This is a genomic window from Streptomyces lasalocidi, assembly GCF_005280215.1.
GTDB classification, from domain to species: domain Bacteria; phylum Actinomycetota; class Actinomycetes; order Streptomycetales; family Streptomycetaceae; genus Streptomyces; species Streptomyces longwoodensis.
Map to the genome: position 1 here is coordinate 5,475,299 of NZ_SZNQ01000001.1, position 20,750 is coordinate 5,496,048.

The window sequence follows — 20,750 nt, forward strand, 5'->3', positions numbered from 1 at the left end:
AGGAGTCACTGGGTGACGAGTACGGACGTGCGAGACGAAGCAGAGGACTCGGGACCCAGCGGCTACGCGGCGGCCCGGCTGCGCCTCCTCACCGAGGGGGCGCGGTCCGGGCCGCCGCGCCGTGCCGCCCTCTCCGGACTGACCGACGACTGGCTGGCCGGTCTGTTCACCGCGGCCGCCCCGGGACTGCGCGGCGCCTCCCTGATCGCCGTGGGCGGCTACGGCCGCGGCGAGCTGTCCCCCCGCAGCGACCTCGACCTGGTGCTGCTGCACGACGGGAGCGACCCCGAGGCGGTCGCCGCCCTCGCCGACCGCCTGTGGTACCCCGTCTGGGACCTCGGCCTCGCCCTCGACCACTCCGTCCGCACACCGGCCGAGGCCCGCAGGACGGCCGGCGAGGACCTCAAGGTCCAGCTGGGCCTGCTGGACGCCCGCCACCTCGCCGGTGACCTCGGACTGACGGCCGCGCTGCGCACCACGGTGCTCGCCGACTGGCGCAACCAGGCCCCCCGGCGGCTGCCCGAACTGCAGGAGCTGTGCGCCGAGCGCGCCGAGCGCCAGGGCGAGCTGCAGTACCTCCTGGAGCCCGACCTGAAGGAGGCCCGCGGCGGGCTGCGGGACGCCACCGCCCTGCGCGCCGTCGCCGCCTCCTGGCTGGCCGACGCCCCGCGCGAGGGACTCGACGACGCCCGGCGCCGCCTCCTGGACGTGCGCGACGCGCTGCACCTGGCCACCGGCCGCGCCACCGACCGGCTGGCGCTCCAGGAGCAGGACCAGGTCGCCGCCGAGCTGGGCCTGCTCGACGCGGACACCCTGCTGCGCCAGGTCTACGAGGCCGCCCGGCTCATTTCCTACGCCAGCGACGTCACCTGGCGCGAGGTGAGCCGCGTGCTGCGGTCCCGCTCGGTGCGGCCCAGGCTGCGCAAACTGGCAAGGGAGCGAAGCGACTTCCTCAGAAGGGCGGTGGCGGGCGACGGGAGGGCGCTCGGCGGCGGCAAACCGGTCACCGAGCGCTCTCCGCTGGCCGAGGGGGTCGTGGAGCAGGAGGGCGAGGCGGTGCTCGCCCGCGCCGCCCGACCCGAACGCGACCCGGTGCTCCCGCTGCGCGCCGCGGCCGCCGCCGCCCAGGCCGGCCTCCCGCTGTCCCTGCACGCCGTGCGGCGCCTCGCGGCCACCGTCCGCCCGCTGCCCACGCCCTGGCCCGCCGAGGCACGCGAGCAGCTGGTCACCCTGCTCGGCTCGGGCCGCCCGACCGTCGAGGTGTGGGAGGCGCTGGAGGCGGAGGGGCTGGTCAGCCGGCTGCTGCCGGACTGGGAGCGGGTGCGCTGCCGTCCGCAGCGCAACGCCGTGCACGTGTGGACGGTCGACCGGCACCTCATCGAGACGGCCGTCCGCGCCTCCGAGTTCACCCGCCGGGTCAGCCGTCCCGACCTGCTGCTGGTCGCCGCGCTGCTGCACGACATCGGCAAGGGGTGGCCAGGCGACCACTCCGTGGCCGGGGAGATCATCGCCCAGGACGTCGCCGCCCGCATCGGCTTCGACCGCGCCGACAGCGCCGTGCTGGCCGCCCTCGTCCGCCACCACCTGCTGCTCGTCGAGACGGCCACCCGGCGCGACCTGGACGACCCGGCCACCGTGGCCCTGGTCGCCCGGGCCGTGGGCACCCAGTCGACGCTGGAGCTGCTGCACGCGCTGACCGAGGCCGACGCGCTCGCCACCGGTCCGGCCGCCTGGTCGTCCTGGCGGGGCTCGCTCGTCGCCGACCTGGTCCGGCGGGTCTCGGCGGTGCTCGCCGGGGACGTGCCCGAGGACGCCCCGGCCACCGCGGCCGCCGTGGTCACCGCGGAGCAGGAGCGCCTCGCCCTGGAGTCCGTCGCCACCGGCGGACCCGTGCTCGCCCTGCGGGCCCAGACCGAGCCGCCCGCGGGGGACACCGCCGAGGCGCCGGACGGGCCCGAGCCGCTGGGCGTCGAGCTGCTCATCGCCGTACCCGACCAGCCGGGTGTGCTGCCCGCGGTGGCCGGGGTGCTGGCCGTGCACCGGCTGACCGTGCGCACGGCCGAGCTGCGGGCGCTGGAGCTGCCCGACGGGGTCGAGGGGTCGGTGCTGCTGCTCGACTGGCGGGTCGCCGCCGAGTACGGCTCCCTGCCACAGGCCGCCCGGCTGCGCGCGGACCTGGTGCGCGCCCTGGACGGCTCGCTGGACATCGCCGCCCGCCTCGCGGAGCGCGACGCGGCCTACCCGCGCCGCCGGGGCGTGGTCGCGCCCCCGCCGCGGGTCACGGTCCACCCGGCCGCCTCCCGGCACGCCACGGTGATCGAGGTACGCGCCCAGGACGCGCCGGGCCTGCTGTTCCGCATCGGCCGCGCGCTGGAGGACGCCGGGGTGCGGATGCGCAGCGCCCACGTCAGCACGCTGGGCGCCAACGCCGTCGACGCCTTCTACGTCACGGGACCCGAGGGGGACCCGCTGCCGGGGGAGGAGGCGGTGGCCGTGGCGCGCAAGCTGGAGGAGACCCTGCGGGGCTGAAATCCGCGGCGGGGAAGCGGCTCCGGCCCGACCGTGACCCCGCCGCGCCGCTCCGGGATACCCTGGAGGGCGATTCCCGCAGCCACCACCGACCCCGAGGACCGCGAGCGCCGTGTTCGATACTCTCTCCGATCGCCTCTCAGCTACTTTCAAGAACCTGCGTGGCAAGGGACGGCTCTCCGAGGCGGACATCGACGCCACCGCGCGTGAGATCCGCATCGCGCTCCTCGAGGCCGACGTGGCGCTGCCCGTCGTGCGGACGTTCATCAAGAACGTCAAGGAGCGCGCGCTCGGCGCCGAGGTCTCCAAGGCGCTGAACCCGGCCCAGCAGGTCCTCAAGATCGTCAACGACGAGCTGGTCACCATCCTCGGCGGGGAGACCCGCCGGCTGCGGTTCGCCAAGAACCCGCCGACCGTGATCATGCTGGCCGGTCTGCAGGGTGCCGGCAAGACGACCCTCGCGGGCAAGCTGGGCCGCTGGCTGAAGGAGCAGGGCCACTCCCCGCTCCTGGTGGCCTGTGACCTCCAGCGCCCCAACGCCGTGAACCAGCTGAGCGTGGTCGCCGAGCGCGCCGGTGTCGCCGTGTTCGCGCCCGAGCCGGGCAACGGCGTGGGCGACCCGGTGAAGGTCGCCCAGGACTCCATCGAGTTCGCCAAGGCCAAGGTCCACGACATCGTGATCGTCGACACCGCCGGCCGCCTGGGCATCGACCAGGAGATGATGCAGCAGGCCGCGGACATCCGGGACGCGGTGCGCCCCGACGAGATCCTGTTCGTCGTCGACGCGATGATCGGTCAGGACGCCGTCAACACCGCCGAGGCGTTCCGCGACGGCGTCGGCTTCGACGGCGTGGTGCTCTCCAAGCTCGACGGTGACGCCCGCGGTGGTGCCGCCCTGTCGATCCGGCAGATCACCGGCAAGCCGATCATGTTCGCGTCCAACGGCGAGAAGCTCGACGAGTTCGACGCCTTCCACCCGGACCGGATGGCCTCCCGCATCCTCGACATGGGTGACCTGCTCACCCTGATCGAGCAGGCCGAGAAGACGTTCAGCCAGGAAGAGGCCGCCAAGATGGCCTCCAAGCTGGCGTCGAAGAAGGGCCAGGACTTCACCCTGGACGACTTCCTGGCCCAGATGGAGCAGGTCAGGAAGATGGGCTCCATCTCCAAGCTCCTCGGCATGCTGCCGGGCATGGGCCAGATCAAGGACCAGATCAACAACATCGACGAGCGGGACGTCGATCGCACCGCCGCGATCATCAAGTCGATGACCCCGGGCGAGCGCCAGGACCCGACGATCATCAACGGCTCGCGCCGCGCCCGCATCGCCAAGGGTTCCGGCGTCGAGGTCAGCGCCGTGAAGAACCTGGTCGAGCGGTTCTTCGAGGCCCGCAAGATGATGTCCCGCATGGCCCAGGGCGGCGGCATGCCGGGGATGCCCGGGATGCCGGGCATGGGCGGCGGCCCCGGCCGGCAGAAGAAGCAGCAGAAGAAGACCAAGGGCAAGCAGCGCTCCGGCAACCCGATGAAGCGCAAGCAGCAGGAGCTGGAGGCGGCCCAGCGCCGTGAGGCGGCCGGACAGGGCGGCAACGCCTTCGGGCTGCCGCAGCAGGCCGAGGACTTCGAACTGCCGGATGAGTTCAAGAAGTTCATGGGCTGACCGCACGCAGCAGCCCGTACGCGCACGGGGCGCCCTTCCACCAGGAGGGCGCCCCGCGTCGTTCGCGCAGCACCCGGCTGGGCGTGCCGGTGCCCGGACCGTGTCGTAACGTCCCGATATGACCAACCCTGCGCCGCCGCGCAAGTCGCCCGACCAGCCCTGGCGCACCGAGGGCGCCCCCGAGGAGCCGCCGAAACCGCCCCCCGGCGGACGGCGGCTGCGCGGCGGCTGGTGGCGGCTGGCCCTCACCGCGCTGGTCGTGTACCTGATCGCCAACCTGGTCCTGTCCTACCTGGACGAGGAGACCGAGCCGACGATCTCCTACACGGAGTTCAGCAAGCAGGTCGACACCGGGAACGTCAAGAAGATCTACGCCAAGGGCAACGCGATCCAGGGCCAGCTGAAGAAGGCCCGGGACGACCCCGAGGGCGACGGGACGTACACCAAGTTCAAGACCGAGCGGCCGACCTTCGCGGACGACGGACTCTGGCAGGACCTCACCCGGCACGACGTCACCGTCACCGCCGAGCCGGTCGTCCAGCACCGCAGCTTCCTGGCCAACCTGCTGATCTCGCTCGCGCCGATGCTGCTCCTGGTCGCCGTGTGGATCTTCATCGCGCGGCGGATGCGTGCGGGCCTCGGCGGCGCGGGCGGCATGCTGGGGCGCAAGGCCCCGCCGAAGCCGGTCGAGCTGGAACCGGGGGAGCAGCGCACCACGTTCGCGGACGTGGCCGGCATCGACGAGGTCGAGGGCGAGCTCAACGACGTCGTGGACTTCCTGAAGAACCCCGACGCCTACCGGCGGATGGGCGCCAAGATGCCGCGCGGCGTCCTGCTGGCCGGCCCGCCCGGCACCGGCAAGACCCTGCTCGCGCGGGCCGTCGCCGGGGAGGCCGGGGTGCCGTTCTTCTCCGCCTCGGCCTCGGAGTTCATCGAGATGATCGTCGGCGTCGGCGCCTCCCGCGTCCGGGAGCTGTTCGCCGAGGCCCGCAAGGTCGCCCCGTCGATCATCTTCATCGACGAGATCGACACCATCGGCCGGGCCCGCGGCGGCGGGGCGGGCGTCGGCGGCCACGACGAGCGCGAGCAGACCCTCAACCAGATCCTCACCGAGATGGACGGCTTCTCCGGCTCCGAGGGCGTCATCGTCATCGCCGCCACCAACCGCGCCGACGTCCTCGACCCGGCACTGACCCGCCCCGGCCGCTTCGACCGGGTCGTGCAGGTCTCGCCCCCGGACCGCGGCGGCCGCGAGGCCATCCTGCGCATCCACACCCGCGGCATCCCGCTCGCGGACGACGTCGACCTCGCCCAGGTCGCCCGCACCACCCCGGGCATGACCGGCGCGGAACTGGCCAACCTCGCCAACGAGGCCGCCCTCCTCGCCGTCAAGCGCGACCAGCGGCAGGTCACCCCGGCCGACCTGTCCGACGCCCTGGAGAAGGTGCAGCTCGGCGCCGAGCGCGCGCTGGTCATGCCGTACGAGGAGCGGCGGCGCACCGCCTACCACGAGAGCGGCCACGCGCTGCTCGGCATGCTGCAGCCTGGCGCCGACCCCGTCCGCAAGATCACCATCGTGCCGCGCGGGCGCGCTCTGGGCGTCACGCTGTCCACGCCGGACGCGGACAAGTACGCGTACACCGAGGAGTACCTGCGCGGCCGGATCATCGGCGCCCTCGGCGGCATGGCGGCCGAGCAGGTCGTCTACGGCGTGATCACCACCGGCTCCGAGAGCGACCTGGAGCAGGTCACCCGGATCGCGCGCGGGATGGTCTCCCGCTGGGGCATGAGCGAGCGCGTCGGCCGCCTGTCCGCGCTCCCGGGCGACGCCCAGCAGGCGTACGGCCTGGCCGCCGCCCCGCAGACCCTCGACGCCATCGACGAGGAGATGCGCCGCGTCGTCGACGAGTGCTACGAGGAGGCGCGCCGCGCCCTGCGGGACCACCGCGGCCAACTGGACGCCCTGGCCGAGGCCCTGCTGGAGCGGGAGACGCTGGAGGAGGCCGACGCCTACCGGATCGCCGGTATCGTCCGCACCACCAAGGACGAGCCGTGACGGCGCCCCGCCCCGCGCCGGTGACCCGTCAGGGCACGCGCGCGACGAGGTAGCGGAACACGTTCGGCATCCACACCGTGCCGTCCCGCCGCTGGTACGGGTGCAGCGCCTCGGTCAGCTCCTTGTCGACCTGCGCCGCGTCCGACGCGGCCGTGGCCGCGTCGAACAGCCCCGTCGACAGCAGCCCGCGCACCGCGCTGTCCACGCCCGCGTACCCGAACGGGCAGGCGACCCGCCCGGAGCCGTCGGGAGTGAGGCCCGCCCGCGCGGCGACCCGCTCCAGGTCGTCCCGCAGCGGCGGGCGCCAGCGGGGCGGCTCGTTCTCCCGGGCCGCCGCCCGCAGCACGGCCGTGGTGGCGCAGCGCTCCGGCGGCCCCCAGCCGACCAGCACCACCGCCGCCCCGCGCCGGGCGAGCGGCACCGCCGCGGCCAGCGCGGCGGTGAGCCGCTCCGCGTCACCGGTCAGGGCGCCGATCGGCTCGAACGCCGTCACCAGGGTGTACGCCGGGCTCCGCGCCCCGGCCGCGTCCCCGGGCGCCCCCTGCACGAGCCGTGCGTCCGTCCGCGCGCGGGCCGGCCGCCCCTCGGGCAGCAGCCGTTCACGGGCCAGCGCGAGCCGCTCGGGGGAGGCGGACTCGACACCGGTGAGGGCCGCGCCCCGGGACGCCGCCATCAGCAGGGCGAGTCCGGAACCGCAGCCGAGGCCCAGCACACGCGTGCCGGGGCCCACGTCCAGTCGCTCGTAGACGGCCTCGTAGAGCGGCACCAGCATCCGCTCCTGGATCTCCGACCAGTCACGCGCGCGTGCACCGCGATCCGCGCGGGGCGACGGCCCCGCCTGCGGAAGGTGCTGCCGCACGAGCACAGGTGTCATGGATAAGCGCCCCAATCCGACGAGAGAGAGTCGACAGTTCCAGCCGCCCCGCTCGTCGCCCGGCCCCCGTGCCGTGCGTCAGCGGGTTCCCGTATGCCAGGTAACTCCCCCCTCGCGGCGGCGTCCAGGGGGCGTTGGGGACTGCTTGGGAGTTGCCCATGCCTGTGGCAAGAATTCACATCCCGGCAACGTGGACCCGTACCATCGCGCCATGGCAAAGGCACCCGTTCTCACGCCCCAGGCGGACGACTTCCCCCGCTGGTACCAGGATCTGATCAACAAGGCGGAGCTGGCCGACAACGGCCCGGTGCGCGGCACCATGGTGATCCGACCGTACGGGTACGGGCTGTGGGAGCGGATGCAGGCCGAGATGGACGCCCGCATCAAGGAGACCGGGACCCAGAACGCCTACTTCCCCCTGCTGATCCCCGAGTCCTACCTCACCCGCGAGGCCGACCACGTCGAGGGCTTTGCACCGGAGTTGGCGGTCGTCACGCACGGCGGCGGCAAGGAGCTGGAGGAGCCGGCGGTCGTCCGGCCCACCTCCGAGATGATCATCAACGACTACTTCTCGAAGTGGGTGCAGAGCTACCGCGACCTGCCGCTGCTCATCAACCAGTGGGCGAACGTGGTGCGCTGGGAGCTGCGGCCCCGGCTCTTCCTGCGCACCACGGAGTTCCTGTGGCAGGAGGGCCACACCGCGCACGCCACCCACGAGGACGCGCGCGACTTCGCCTCCCGCATCCATCGCCGGGTGTACGAGGACTTCATGGTGAACGTCCTCGCCATGGACGTCGTGCCCGGCCGCAAGACGGCCCGGGAGCGGTTCGCCGGCGCGATCAACACCCTCACGCTGGAAGGCATGATGGGCGACGGCAAGGCGCTGCAGATGGCCACCAGCCACGAGCTGGGCCAGAACTTCGCCAAGGCGTTCAACACCACGTACCTGTCCCAGGCCGGCACCCAGGAGCTGGTCTGGCAGACCTCTTGGGGCTCGACCACGCGCATGATCGGCGCCCTGGTGATGATGCACGGCGACGACAGCGGACTGCGCGTGCCGCCGCGGCTCGCGCAGGTGCAGGCCGTGGTCCTGGCGATCAAGGGCGACGAGGCGGTTCTGGCCACGGTCCGCGAGCTCGGCGACCGGCTGAAGGCGGCCGGGATCCGCGTCCAGGTCGACGACCGGGTGGACACCCCGTTCGGGCGGCGCGCGGTCGACTGGGAACTCAAGGGCGTGCCCGTGCGCATCGAGATCGGGCCGCGCGACCTGGAGAACGGCACCGCGATGCTGGCCCGCCGCATCCCCGGCGGCAAGGAGGCGGTGTCCCTGGACACGCTCGTCGAGCGGCTGCCGGGCCTGCTGGAGGAGGACCAGGCGCTGCTGCTGACCCAGTCCCGCGAGCGCCGGCTGTCGCGCACCGTCGAGGTCTCCACGATCGAGGAGGCCGTCGAGGCCGCCGCGACCGGCTGGGCCCGCATCCCGTGGGCGGACCTCGGAGCGGAGGGCGAGGCCCGGCTGGCCGAGCAGGGCGTGACCGTCCGGTGCCTGGTCGCCGAGGACGGGTCGGTGCCGCAGTCGGAGGACGCACCCGGTAACGTCGCGGTCGTCGCGCGCGCTTACTGAGGCAGTGGGCCGGGGCGCGAAGCGGCCGGAACTCCTCTTGCGCCCCGGCCCGCCACCCCTCACCCGGCGCGCGCAGACGGCGTACACGCCGGGGCGTACGGCGGACTACGCACCACCTTGTGGTGAGCTGCGAGGCTTCTCCGCAGATCAGCGCACCCGCCCTCGTCAGGACGCATCAGTGGCAACTGACGGGTACGTGCAAATTATTTGGGATGGCCCGGAATAGGAACACAGCGGCACTCCCGCTCGTTGTCATTACGTGAGCACGACACAGACACCACCTGTTCTCGCCGCAGAGCTGGCACAGGCGTGGGCCGACATTCAGCGGCACCACCCCGAACTGCCGGACCTTGCCGCGCCAGAATCCCTGATCGGGGAGTCGTCGTCCGCGTGCGGTCACGAGCTCTCCTTCGAGCGGTTGCTGCACGAGGCAGTGCACGGGATCGCCGCCGCGCGCGGCGTCCGTGACACGTCGCGGGCCGGCCGCTACCACAACCGCAGGTTCCTCGCGATCGCCGAGGAGCTGGGCCTGGACCACCCCGAGGAACCGCACCCCAGCAGCGGTTTCTCGCTGGTCACGCTCAGCCCCGAGGCCAAGCGGCGGTACCGCCCGACCATCGAGCGGCTCCAGCGGGCGCTCAAGGCCCACACCGCGGCCACGTCCTCCGACGCCACCCGCGCCTTCCGCGGCCCGGCCGCGCGGCACGGCTCCTCCGGCGGCGGGGTCCGGGTCAAGGCCGTGTGCGACTGCGGGCGCAACGTCCGGGTCGTCCCCTCGGTCCTGGCCCAGGCGCCGATCGTCTGCGGCGGCTGCGGGAAGCCGTTCCGCATCCCGGAGGTCATCGGCGCGGCCTAGCGCACCGACGCGTCACCGGCATCTCGTGGCTGCCGGTTGCGCGGGGCGCGGGGCGTGCGCGCCCGGTCACCGATCCGTGGTGACCGGCCGCGCGGTTTCCCGCGCCCCGCGGTGCGTCCCCGCGCCCGCCGTCCTCCGCCGTCCCGTGCCCGCCGGGCGCCGCTGCCGCCTGCCCGCCCGCGGGGGCAGCACGGGCGCCCCGGCCCGGAGCGCCCCGCCGGGTGTGGCACAATGGCAAGCTGTACTCGACAGTCGCACAGGACCCCTCTCTCCTCCGGCTGACGCGTCCATCGGGCACTCGGGTACCGCAACCCCACGCGGCAGTTCCGCCGTGCCCAACCACGTCAATTCCAGGAGAACCCACTCCCGTGGCAGTCAAGATCAAGCTGAAGCGTCTGGGCAAGATCCGTTCGCCTCACTACCGCATCGTCGTCGCCGACTCCCGTACCCGCCGTGACGGCCGGGCCATCGAGGAGATCGGCAAGTACCACCCGACGTACCACCCGTCGATCATCGAGGTGGACGCCGACCGCGTGGCGTACTGGCTCGGTGTCGGCGCCCAGCCGACCGAGCCCGTGCTCGCCATCCTGAAGAAGACCGGCGACTGGCAGAAGTTCAAGGGCGAGCCCGCCCCGGCTCCGCTGCTGACCGCCGAGCCGAAGAAGGCGCGTCCGTCGTTCGAGGCCCTGGGCGGCGACGACGAGGGCAAGGGTGAGGCGATCACCCAGAAGAAGAAGGCTGAGAAGAAGGACGAGGCCGCGGCTGAGTCCGAGTCGGCCGAGGCCTGAGCCAGATGCTCGAAGAGGCGCTTGAGCACCTCGTGAAGGGCATCGTCGACAACCCTGACGATGTGCAGGTCGCCTCGCGCGACCTGCGCCGTGGACGTGTGCTCGAGGTCCGGGTCCACCCCGACGACCTCGGCAAGGTGATCGGCCGCAACGGCCGCACCGCACGCGCTCTGCGCACCGTCGTGGGCGCCATCGGTGGCCGCGGCGTCCGCGTCGACCTCGTCGACGTGGACCACGTCCGCTGACGCATTCGCAGCATCGCACCACCGGCCCGGGCCGGGGACGGCTCAGTGCCCTCCCCGGCCCGAGTCGTATGGTCCGCCGCCCGGCTCCTGTTCCGCGCGCGGCGACCGTCCCGACCGTACCGACAGGAGAACACCGACAGTGCAGCTCGTAGTCGCGCGGATCGGCCGCGCCCACGGCATCAAGGGCGAGGTCACCGTCGAGGTACGCACCGACGAGCCCGAGCTGCGGCTCGCCCCCGGGGCCGTCCTGGCCACCGACCCGGCCGGCACCGGGCCGCTCACCATCGCCACCGGCCGCGTCCACAGCGGCCGGCTCCTCCTGCGCTTCGAGGGCGTCGGGGACCGCACCGCCGCCGAGGCCCTGCGCAACACCCTCCTGATCGCCGAGATCGACCCGGAGGAGCTGCCGGAGGGCGAGGACGAGTACTACGACCACCAGCTCATCGACCTCGACGTGGTCACCGAGGACGGCACCGAGGTCGGCCGGATCACCGAGATCTCGCACCTGCCCACCCAGGACCTGTTCATCGTGGAGCGGCCCGACGGCACCGAGGTGATGATCCCCTTCGTCGAGGAGATCGTCACCGGGATCGACCTGGAGGAGCAGCGCGCGGTCATCGCGCCCCCGCCGGGCCTGATCGACGACCGAGCCGAGATCGCCTCCTCCCGGGACGACGCGGGGGACGACCCGAAGGACCTCTCGGGGGACGACGCGGAAGGCACCCCGGGGGACGGGTCGTAATGCGCCTCGACGTCGTCACGATCTTCCCCGAGTACCTCGAACCGCTGAACGTCTCCCTGGTCGGCAAGGCACGCGCGCGCGGACAGCTCGACGTCCACGTCCACGACCTGCGGCGCTGGACCTACGACCGGCACAACACCGTCGACGACACCCCCTACGGCGGCGGCCCCGGCATGGTGATGAAGACCGAGCCCTGGGGCGACGCCCTGGACGCGGTCCTCGCCGACGGCTACGAACGCGGCGCCCACGCGCCCGCGCTCATCGTGCCGACCCCGAGCGGCCGCCCCTTCACCCAGGACCTCGCCGTCGAGCTGTCCGAACGCCCCTGGCTGGTCTTCACCCCGGCCCGCTACGAGGGCATCGACCGGCGCGTCATCGACGAGTACGCGACCCGGATACCGGTGTACGAGGTCTCCATCGGCGACTACGTCCTGGCCGGCGGCGAAGCGGCCGTGCTGGTCGTCACCGAGGCCGTGGCCCGGCTGCTGCCCGGCGTCCTCGGCAACGCCGAGTCGCACCGCGACGACTCCTTCGCACCCGGCGCCATGGCCAGCCTCCTCGAGGGCCCCGTCTACACCAAGCCCCCCGAGTGGCGCGGTCACGGCATCCCGGACGTGCTGCTCAGCGGCCACCACGGGAAGATCGCCCGCTGGCGCCGCGACGAGGCCCTGCGCCGCACCACCGCCCACCGGCCCGACCTGATCGAGCGCTGCACGCCCGCGTCCTTCGACAAGAAGGACCGCGAGATGCTGTCCATCCTCGGCTGGGAACCCGATCCCGCAGGTGAGCCGTACGGCCGATTTTGGCGACGGGCCCCCGGCATGGAAGAATAGGCGGCTGTTGTGCCGTGCACGGTCCGGCGCGCGCCCCTGCCACAGGGGGAGACGACGCCCGCCCCGACCTCACGGCCCCTTTTTCGGACACCCCTAGTTTCCGTTGATGACCTGTGGCATCAGCGAAGAAAGCAGACGACATGGCCCACCTGCTCGACACCGTCGACTCCGCCTCGCTGCGCAGCGACGTCCCGGCGTTCCGCCCGGGTGACACCGTCAACGTCCACGTGCGCGTCATCGAGGGCAACCGCTCCCGTGTGCAGCAGTTCAAGGGCGTCGTGATCCGCCGCCAGGGCTCCGGCGTGCGCGAGACCTTCACGGTCCGCAAGGTCTCCTTCTCCGTCGGCGTGGAGCGCACCTTCCCGGTGCACACCCCGATCGTCGAGAAGATCGAGCTCGTCACCCGCGGTGACGTGCGTCGCGCCAAGCTGTACTACCTCCGTGAGCTGCGCGGCAAGGCCGCGAAGATCAAGGAGAAGCGCGACAACTGAGCGCGTTCGGGAGTCCCCCTCCGGGCCGGATAACATCTGGCCCCGATGGACACCGAAGCACAGCCGACGGAGCGCGACCGCTCCTCCCGCCCCACCCCGCCCGGCCACCCGCCGGACGGCGAGGGACCGGAGGGACGGTCGCGCTTCACGTTGGCGGCGCGGATCACCGACTGGCTCCCGGGCGGCCGCATCAGCCTCACCCTGCTGATCTGCCTGGTCTTCCTGCTGCTCCTCAACACGTTCGTGGCCCAGCCCTTCCAGATCCCCAGCGGATCCATGGAGAACGGATTGAGGATCGGGGACCGCGTTCTCGTAAATAAGTTGGCGTACCGTTTCGGTGCCGCGCCACGCCGCGGCGATGTCGTCGTGTTCGACGGAACGGGGTACTTCGGTGACGCCGACTACGTCAAACGCGTCGTGGGCGTGGGGGGAGACCACGTGGTCTGCTGCGACCAGGAGGGGAGGATCCGGGTGAACGGCCGGTCGGTCGACGAGTCGACGTTCCTCCACCCCGGCGACAGTCCGTCCACGGTGCCCTTCGACGTCGTCGTACCCGACGGCACCCTGTTCGTGCTCGGCGACCACCGCAGCGACTCCCGCGACTCCCGCGACCACCTCGGCTCGCCGGGCGGCGGCATGATCCCGGTCCACGACGTGGTCGGCCGCGTCGACTGGATCGTCTGGCCCGCCGCCCACCTGACCCGCCTGAAGCGCCCGGACGCGTACGCGCGCGTGCCTGCCGCGGGCGGTGCCCATGGGTAACCGCGGCAAGCCGCGCGGCACACCGGGTGACGGGGCGGCCAACCTCCTGCCCACCGGCTCCCGGCGGGCCTCCGGCTCCTCCTCCGGAGGGCGTACGCGCGCGGAGCGCCGCAAGCTCCAGCGCAAGGTCAAGCGCAAGCGCAGGCGCTCCGCCGTCCGGGAGATCCCGCTGCTGGTCGGCGTCGCCGTCCTGATCGCGCTGGTGCTGAAGACGTTCCTGGTGCAGGCGTTCGTGATCCCGTCCGGCTCGATGGAGCAGACGATCCGGATCGGCGACCGGGTCCTCGTCGACAAGTTCACCCCGTGGTTCGGCTCCGAGCCGGAGCGCGGGGACGTCGTCGTGTTCAAGGACCCCGGCGGCTGGCTCCAGGACGAGCAGAGCACCACCAGGAAGAACGACCCCGTGGTGGTCAAGCAGGTCAAGGGGGCCCTGACCTTCATCGGCCTGCTGCCCTCGGACAACGAGAAGGACCTCATCAAACGCGTCGTCGGCGTCGGCGGCGACCACGTCAAGTGCTGTGACACCCAGGGGCGGATCACCGTCAACGGCGTTCCGCTGAACGAGGGGGATTACCTCTATCCGGGCAACGCCCCCTCGAACACGCCGTTCGACGTGACCGTCCCGCAGGGCCGGCTGTGGGTGATGGGCGACCACCGGGCCAACTCGGCCGACTCCCGCTTCCACCAGGACACCGACTACGGCGGCACCGTCTCCCTGGACGAGGTGGTGGGCCGCGCCATGGTCATCGCCTGGCCGCTCGGCCACTGGAACAGTCTCAAGGGACCGCAAACCTTCTCCTCGGTCACCGACTCGGCGGCCTCCGCTGCCGTCCCGGCCCCCCGGCTGTCGCATAGGGTTGCCCCCGACGATCGAAACGGAACGATCCGACTCCCGAGCCCTGCGGAACTCCCGCTCGTTATGGGAGTGGTGGGCCTGCGCCGCGTAGGGAGCAGGCAGCGGCACAGAGTGAGGAGTTGGCGTGGGGGATGTGGCGGTTGGCGCACGGTCCGGACACGACGGCGAGGAGCACCGCGGACGCCCCGTGGAAGCGGCCGACCGGGCTGCGGACGGCGCCGTGACCTCCGGGAATGAGCCCGGCTCGGCCCAGGACGGGCCACCCGGGGAGCAGGCCGGCACCGGCGGCGGACAGGGCGTGGACGGCCCCGACGGCACGGGCAGTGCCGACGGACCCGCGCCGAAGCAGCCCAAGAAGCCGCGCTCCTTCTGGAAGGAGCTGCCGATCCTGATCGGCATCGCGCTGGTCCTGGCGCTGCTGATCAAGACGTTCCTGGTGCAGGCGTTCTCCATCCCGTCCGACTCGATGCAGAACACCCTCCAGCGCGGCGACCGTGTCCTGGTCGACAAGCTGACCCCGTGGTTCGGCTCCGAGCCCGAGCGCGGCGAGGTCATCGTCTTCCACGACCCGGACAACTGGCTCGCCGGCGAGCCCACCCCCGAGCCGAACGCCCTGCAGACCTTCCTCAGCTGGATCGGCCTGATGCCCTCCGCCGAGGAGAAGGACCTGATCAAGCGGGTCATCGGCGTCGGCGGAGACACCGTCGCGTGCAGCGGCACCGGCCCGCTCACCGTCAATGGCAAGGCGCTGAACGAGCCTTACGTGTACCCCGGCAACACCCCGTGCAGCCAGGACGACCAGGGCGGCCAGTTCACCGTGAAGATCCCCAAGGGCTACGTCTGGGTGATGGGCGACCACCGCCAGAACTCGCGGGACTCGCGGTACAACCAGTCCGACCGCCACCACGGCATGGTCCCGGTCGACGAGGTCGTGGGCCGCGCCGTCGTCAAGGCCTGGCCGATCAACCGCTGGGGCACCCTGCCGGTCCCGGACACCTTCGACCAGAACGGCCTCGACGCCCGCTCGGCCGCCGTCACCGTCGCGCCGGAGGGCCTCGCGCTCGTCGGTGTCGTACCGGTCGCCCTGTGGCGCCGCCGGCGGGCCACCGCGGCGGCGACGGCCGGACCGACCACGTCGTCCGCGCCCCGCTAGGGGGTGTCTTGTCGATCGGGCCGGATCAGGGAGCGGCGTCTGGTGCCGTGCATCGCAAGGCGGAGGAGGGAGTCGATGCGGAGCATCGGGGACCGACGACAACGCGGCGAGGCGCGGTGCCAGGCGCCGCGAGCCCGGCCTGATCGGCAAGACACCCCCTAGAGGCCGACCCGCACCTCAGCGCCCTGGCAAACCCTTTCCCAAGCTTGGGACCCCGGCGGCCGGCGAGGGGCTGACCCCGTTCGGTACCGCCGGGTAGGGTGCGGACCCATGGGTGGCGAGAGCACGACACGAACGGCCCCGCACGGCGGCGGCACCACGGCGGGCCCGGTGGGCGGCCGGACCGGACAGCGCCTGTCCGGGCTGGCCATGGCGCTGGGCCTGGTGCTGTTCCTCGGCGGCTTCGCCTGGGGAGCGGTGGTCTACCGGCCGTACACCGTGCCCACCAGCTCGATGTCCCCGACCATCAACGCCGGGGCCCGGGTCCTGGCCCAGCGGATCGACGGCGGCGAGGTGCGCCGCGGTGACGTGGTGGTCTTCCACGACAAGAGCTGGGTCACCAACGCCGACGTGGTCAAGCGGGTCGTCGCCGTCGGCGGCGACACCGTCGCCTGCTGCACGAACGGCAAGCTCACCGTCAACGGCAAGCAGATCGACGAGCCGTACCTGCCCGAGGGCAGCCTCGCGGAGATCACGGACTTCCCCACCGTGAAGGTGCCCGCGGGCCGTCTCTTCCTGCTCGGCGACGAGCGCCAGGGTTCCCTGGACTCCACCGCCCACCTCTCCGACGCCGCCCAGGGCACGGTCGCCCGCGGCGCGGTCAGCGCGCGCGTGGACGCCGTCGTCTATCCCATGGACGGCATGCTGAAGCGCCCCACCGGCTTCCAGGCCCTGGGCACCCTCTCGCAGCCGGGGCCGCTGCGCCTGATCCTCACGCTGATCGTCGTCGGGGCGGTCCTCGTCCTGGGCGGCGGCGCGTACGGCCCGATCGCCAAGCGCGCGTCCGGCCGCCGCGGGGCGCGACCGGCGACGGGGGCGGCCGGTGGCCGCTGAGACGTCCGGTGCCGGTGCTGCCGGTGCCGGCGCGAGTGCCGGTGCCGCCGTCCCAACGGACGGTTACGAGGGCGGGCTGCGCCGGGTCGCCCGGGTGGTCCTGCTGGACCCCGACGACCGCATCCTGCTGCTGCACGGGCACGAGCCGGACGACCCGGCCGACGACTGGTGGTTCACGCCCGGCGGCGGCGTCGAGGGCGACGAGACCCGTGAGGCGGCCGCGGTGCGGGAACTCGCCGAGGAGACGGGCATCACCGACGTCGACCTCGGCCCGGTGCTGTGGCGGCGCCGGTGCTCGTTCCCGTTCGCGGGCCGCCGCTGGGACCAGGACGAGTGGTACTACCTGGCCCGTACGACGACCACGGCGACCCGCGCCCAGGCCCTGACGGAACTGGAACGGCGCAGCGTCGCCGGAGCGAGGTGGTGGACCTGTGCGGAACTGACCCGGACGCATGAGACGGTGTATCCGACCAGACTCGCCGAGCTGTTGCGCAGGCTGCTCGACGAAGGTCCCCCGGCCGGCCCGGTGACCCTTGACACGGAAATCGTCTAGGGGTCCGCGGTGCTGGCGCACAATGGGGGGATCGCACGGCTGAAGGGGAACATGCCATGAGCGCCGAGGACCTCGAGAAGTACGAGACCGAGATGGAGCTGAAGCTCTACCGGGAGTACCGCGATGTCGTCGGTCTGTTCAAATACGTGATCGAGACCGAGCGGCGTTTCTACCTGACCAACGACTACGAGATGCAGGTGCACTCGGTCCAGGGTGAGGTGTTCTTCGAGGTGTCGATGGCGGACGCGTGGGTGTGGGACATGTACCGGCCGGCCCGGTTCGTGAAGCAGGTGCGGGTCCTCACGTTCAAGGACGTGAACATCGAGGAGCTCAACAAGAGCGACCTGGAGCTCCCGAGCGGGTGACGGGGTTTTCCACAACCGCTGAGTAGTCCCCGGAGATCAACTCCGCGGGGCGCCGTGCGTGACGGTGGGCACCGGAGGTGGTGCCGACATGAACGCACGCAGTGCACTCGGCAGGTACGGCGAGACGCTGGCCGCACGACGGCTGGTGGAGGCCGGGATGACGGTCCTGGAGCGCAACTGGCGCTGGGGCAGGACCGGAGAGATCGACATCGTCGCCCGGGACGGCGACGTACTGGTCGTCTGCGAGGTGAAGACCCGCAGGAGCGGTGCGTACGAACACCCGATGGCCGCGGTGACCCCGGAGAAGGCGCAGCGCCTGCGGGGCCTGGCCGAGGGCTGGATCCACGCCCACGGCGGCGCCCCGCCGGGCGGCGTCCGCATCGACCTGGTGGGCGTCGTCCTGCCGGACCGCGGCGCGCCCGTCGTCGAGCACGTGCGGGGGGTGGCCTGACATGGGGTTCGCACGGACGTGTTCGGTGGCCCTGGTGGGCGTGGAGGGCGTGGTCGTCGAGGTCCAGGCCGACCTGGAACCGGGAGTGGCCGCCTTCACCCTGGTCGGCCTGCCGGACAAGAGCCTGACGGAGAGCCGCGACCGGGTCCGGGCCGCGGTGGTCAACTCGGGCGGCGAATGGCCCCAGAAGAAGCTCACCGTCGGACTCAGCCCCGCCTCGGTCCCCAAGGCCGGCAGCGGGTTCGACCTGGCGGTGGCGTGCGCCGTGCTCGGGGCCGCCGAGCGGATCGACCCCCGGGTGCTCGCCGACATCGTGATGATCGGCGAGCTGGGGCTCGACGGCCGGGTGCGCCCGGTGCGGGGCATCCTGCCCGCGGTCCTGGCGGCCGCCGAGGCCGGGTACGAACAGGTCGTGGTGCCCGAGTGCGCGGCCGCCGAGGCCTCGCTGGTGCCGGGTGTGTCCGTGCTCGGGGTGCGCAGCCTGCGCCAGCTGATCGCGGTCCTCGCGGACGAGCCCGTCCCCGAGGAGGCACCGGACGAGCAGGGCCGCCCGGACCCGCTGCTGGCCGGCCTGCGCGTGCCGGGCACGGGCGCGGCCACCGGCATGCACAGCATGGGCGCGGCCCAGCACGACCCGGGCCACGACCTGTCCGACGTGGTCGGCCAGATCTCGGCGCGGACGGCGGTGGAGGTCTCCGCGGCCGGCGGCCACCACCTGTTCCTGGAGGGCCCGCCCGGCGCCGGCAAGACCATGCTCGCCGAGCGCCTGCCGGCCGTCCTGCCCCGGCTGTCCGGCCAGGAGTCCCTGGAGGTCACCGCCGTGCACTCGGTGGCCGGGCTACTGCCGCCGGGCAAGCCGCTGATCGACGTGGCGCCCTACTGCGCCCCGCACCACTCGGCCACCATGCAGGCACTCGTCGGGGGCGGCCCCTCGATCGCCCGCCCCGGCGCGGTGTCCTTGGCGCACCGGGGCGTGCTCTTCCTCGACGAAACTCCGGAGTTCAACAGCCAGGCCCTGGACGCGCTCCGCCAGCCCTTGGAGTCCGGGCACGTGGTGATCGCCCGGAGCGCGGGGGTGGTGCGCTTCCCCGCCCGGTTCCTGATGGTGCTGGCCGCCAATCCCTGCCCGTGCGGCCGCTTCTCCCAGCGGGACTCCCTGTGCGAGTGCCCGCCGTCGGCGATCCGGCGCTACCAGGCGAGGCTGTCCGGGCCCCTGCTCGACCGGGTCGACCTGCGCGTGGAGGTCGACCCCGTCAGCCGCGCCGAGCTGGCGCACCGGGGCCCCGGCGGCGAGTCCACGGCGGTCGTCGCGACCCGCGTCCACGCGGCACGCGAACGGGCTGCGGCCCGGCTGGCCGGGACACCGTGGCGGACCAACAGCGAAGTGCCCGGACGGGAGCTGCGCACCCGCTGGCACGCCGCGCGGGGCGCGATGGACGAGGCCGAGCGGAACCTGGAGCGGGGCGTGCTCACCGCCCGGGGGCTCGACCGGGTGCTGCGCGTCGCCTGGACCGTCGCCGACCTGGTCGGACACGACCGGCCCGACGCGACGGACGTGGCGCTGGCTCTGCAACTGCGCACCGGGGTGCCGCGCGGCGTGCCCATGGCCATCGGGGCCCTGACGTGAGCGGCCCGGGCGCCCCGGACGACGAGCGCGCGGCCCGGGTCTTCCTCGGGCGGGTGATCGAGCCCGGCGACGAGGTCGCGGGGCGGTGGGTCCGGGAGACCGGGGCACCAGGGGCCGTGCGGCAACTGCTGCGGGGCGCGGACGAGGACGCGCCGACCGGGGTGAGCGAGCGGCGGTGGGCCGGGCTGCGGGCCCGGGCCGGCGCGGCCGACCCGGCCCGCGACCTCGCCCTGGCCGACGCCGCCGGCCTGCGGTTCGTGTGCCCCGGCGACACCGAGTGGCCCGGCACGCTCGACGACCTCGGGGACGCCCGGCCGCTCGGCCTGTGGGTGCGGGGCAGCCCCCACCTGCGGATGTGGGCGCTGCGCTCCGTCGCCGTCGTCGGCGCCCGCGCCTGCACCGAGTACGGCGCCCACATGGCCACCGCCCTCGCCGCCGGCCTCGCCGAGCGCGGCTGGGTCGTCGTCTCCGGCGGGGCCTACGGCGTCGACGGCGCCGCCCACCGGGGTGCGCTCGGCGCCGACGGCGCCACCGTCGCCGTCCTCGCCTGCGGCGTCGACCGGCCCTACCCGCGCGGCCACACCGGGCTGATCAACAGGATCGCGGAACAGGGCCTGGTCGTCGGCGAGCTGCCGCCAGGGGAGCATCCGACGCCGAGCCGGTTCGTGCTGCGCAACCGGGTCATCGCCGCCCTGACCCGGGGCACCGTGGTCGTCGAGGCCGCCCACCGCAGCGGCTCGCTCGTCACCGCGCGGGCCGCCCGGCGCCTCGGCCGGCACACCATGGGCGTCCCGGGCCCGGCGACCAGTGCCCTGTCCGCCGGGGTGCACGAACTGCTGCGCGGGGAGGCCGTCCTGGTCACCGACGCGGCGGAAGTCGTCGAACTGGTCGGTGACATGGGCGAGCTGGCCCCCGAGCGGCGCGGCCCCGTGCTGCCGCGCGACCTGCTGGACCCCGCCGCCCGCCGCGTCCTGGCCGCCCTGCCCGGCCGACGGGCCGCCCCGGCGGACGAGGTCGCCCGGGGCGCGCAGACCACCGAGGACGACGCGGTCGCGCGGCTCTACGAGCTCAAGGCGCTGGGCTACGTCGAACGACTGGGCGACGGCTGGAAGTTGACACGCCAGGCGGTGCTCTCCGTTCGACCGGGTCCGCGTCAGCCCTGACCCGTCCGGTTCGGCCGTCCGGGGGAACGCGTAACGCCTTGGGAATTCCGGCAGTTGACGCGGCCCCCC

20 protein-coding genes are annotated in these 20,750 nt (G+C 73.1%); 19 read left to right on the plus strand and 1 reads right to left on the minus strand.

Annotated elements, in window-relative coordinates:
• Positions 1–12: 12 nt before the first annotated feature.
• The 3 genes from E4U91_RS24780 (at position 13) to ftsH (ending at position 6,245) form a co-directional block, all read left to right on the plus strand.
• Positions 13–2,529, plus strand: coding sequence for a [protein-PII] uridylyltransferase (locus tag E4U91_RS24780; RefSeq protein WP_137308873.1), 2,517 nt, complete (start codon positions 13–15; stop codon positions 2,527–2,529).
• 112 nt (positions 2,530–2,641) lie between these two features.
• On the plus strand, positions 2,642–4,189 hold the full coding sequence (gene ffh, locus E4U91_RS24785; RefSeq protein WP_137308874.1) for a signal recognition particle protein: 1,548 nt from the start codon (positions 2,642–2,644) through the stop codon (positions 4,187–4,189).
• Positions 4,190–4,307: 118 nt separating this feature from the next.
• The gene (gene ftsH, locus E4U91_RS24790) at positions 4,308–6,245 is read left to right on the plus strand and encodes an ATP-dependent zinc metalloprotease FtsH (RefSeq protein ID WP_137308875.1); all 1,938 of its coding nucleotides are present in this window, start codon (positions 4,308–4,310) and stop codon (positions 6,243–6,245) included.
• Positions 6,246–6,273: 28 nt separating this feature from the next.
• Here the strand turns inward: ftsH and E4U91_RS24795 are convergent, their stop codons facing one another.
• On the minus strand, positions 6,274–7,119 hold the full coding sequence (locus E4U91_RS24795) for an SAM-dependent methyltransferase (protein ID WP_137308876.1): 846 nt from the start codon (positions 7,117–7,119) through the stop codon (positions 6,274–6,276).
• A gap of 211 nt (positions 7,120–7,330) precedes the next feature.
• Between E4U91_RS24795 and proS the strand changes: the two genes are divergently transcribed.
• The 16 genes from proS (at position 7,331) to dprA (ending at position 20,681) form a co-directional block, all read left to right on the plus strand.
• Positions 7,331–8,743, plus strand: a complete 1,413-nt coding sequence (gene proS / locus E4U91_RS24800; protein ID WP_137308877.1) for a proline--tRNA ligase — start codon at positions 7,331–7,333, stop codon at positions 8,741–8,743.
• A gap of 259 nt (positions 8,744–9,002) precedes the next feature.
• Positions 9,003–9,599: a hypothetical protein gene (locus E4U91_RS24805; RefSeq protein WP_137308878.1), complete on the plus strand. Its 597-nt coding sequence runs from the start codon at positions 9,003–9,005 to the stop codon at positions 9,597–9,599.
• 368 nt (positions 9,600–9,967) lie between these two features.
• Complete coding sequence (rpsP, locus tag E4U91_RS24810) at positions 9,968–10,387, plus strand: 30S ribosomal protein S16 (protein WP_137308879.1); 420 nt, start codon at positions 9,968–9,970, stop codon at positions 10,385–10,387.
• Positions 10,388–10,392: 5 nt separating this feature from the next.
• Positions 10,393–10,632, plus strand: a complete 240-nt coding sequence (locus E4U91_RS24815; RefSeq protein ID WP_005479813.1) for an RNA-binding protein — start codon at positions 10,393–10,395, stop codon at positions 10,630–10,632.
• A gap of 139 nt (positions 10,633–10,771) precedes the next feature.
• Positions 10,772–11,374, plus strand: a complete 603-nt coding sequence (gene rimM / locus E4U91_RS24820) for a ribosome maturation factor RimM (RefSeq protein WP_137308880.1) — start codon at positions 10,772–10,774, stop codon at positions 11,372–11,374.
• Entirely contained in the window at positions 11,374–12,207 is an 834-nt protein-coding gene (gene trmD / locus E4U91_RS24825; RefSeq protein ID WP_137308881.1) for a tRNA (guanosine(37)-N1)-methyltransferase TrmD, read from the plus strand. The genes rimM and trmD overlap by 1 nt, the downstream gene beginning before the upstream one ends.
• Before the next feature lie 140 nt (positions 12,208–12,347).
• Positions 12,348–12,698 carry a 50S ribosomal protein L19 gene (gene rplS, locus E4U91_RS24830; RefSeq protein ID WP_137303806.1) on the plus strand — a complete coding sequence of 117 codons (351 nt, stop codon included), beginning with the start codon at positions 12,348–12,350 and terminating at the stop codon, positions 12,696–12,698.
• A 45-nt stretch (positions 12,699–12,743) separates the two neighbouring features.
• Positions 12,744–13,460, plus strand: coding sequence for a signal peptidase I (lepB, locus tag E4U91_RS24835; protein ID WP_137308882.1), 717 nt, complete (start codon positions 12,744–12,746; stop codon positions 13,458–13,460).
• On the plus strand, positions 13,453–14,553 hold the full coding sequence (gene lepB / locus E4U91_RS24840) for a signal peptidase I (RefSeq protein WP_137308883.1): 1,101 nt from the start codon (positions 13,453–13,455) through the stop codon (positions 14,551–14,553). The genes lepB (E4U91_RS24835) and lepB (E4U91_RS24840) overlap by 8 nt, the downstream gene beginning before the upstream one ends.
• On the plus strand, positions 14,441–15,469 hold the full coding sequence (gene lepB, locus E4U91_RS24845) for a signal peptidase I (RefSeq protein WP_137308884.1): 1,029 nt from the start codon (positions 14,441–14,443) through the stop codon (positions 15,467–15,469). Before lepB (E4U91_RS24840) ends, lepB (E4U91_RS24845) begins: the two co-directional genes overlap by 113 nt.
• 270 nt (positions 15,470–15,739) lie before the next feature.
• A complete protein-coding gene (lepB, locus tag E4U91_RS24855; RefSeq protein ID WP_137308885.1) occupies positions 15,740–16,522 on the plus strand; it encodes a signal peptidase I in 783 nt (260 codons plus the stop codon).
• 76 nt (positions 16,523–16,598) lie between these two features.
• Positions 16,599–17,075: an NUDIX hydrolase gene (locus E4U91_RS24860; RefSeq protein WP_137310985.1), complete on the plus strand. Its 477-nt coding sequence runs from the start codon at positions 16,599–16,601 to the stop codon at positions 17,073–17,075.
• Between the two features lie 56 nt (positions 17,076–17,131).
• Positions 17,132–17,440, plus strand: coding sequence for a DUF2469 domain-containing protein (locus E4U91_RS24865; RefSeq protein WP_003993268.1), 309 nt, complete (start codon positions 17,132–17,134; stop codon positions 17,438–17,440).
• A gap of 88 nt (positions 17,441–17,528) precedes the next feature.
• Positions 17,529–17,891 carry a YraN family protein gene (locus E4U91_RS24870; protein ID WP_137308886.1) on the plus strand — a complete coding sequence of 121 codons (363 nt, stop codon included), beginning with the start codon at positions 17,529–17,531 and terminating at the stop codon, positions 17,889–17,891.
• 1 nt (position 17,892) lies between these two features.
• A complete protein-coding gene (locus tag E4U91_RS24875; RefSeq protein ID WP_137308887.1) occupies positions 17,893–19,518 on the plus strand; it encodes a YifB family Mg chelatase-like AAA ATPase in 1,626 nt (541 codons plus the stop codon).
• The gene (dprA, locus tag E4U91_RS24880; protein WP_137308888.1) at positions 19,515–20,681 is read left to right on the plus strand and encodes a DNA-processing protein DprA; all 1,167 of its coding nucleotides are present in this window, start codon (positions 19,515–19,517) and stop codon (positions 20,679–20,681) included. Before E4U91_RS24875 ends, dprA begins: the two co-directional genes overlap by 4 nt.
• The last annotated feature ends 69 nt before the right edge of the window (positions 20,682–20,750 follow it).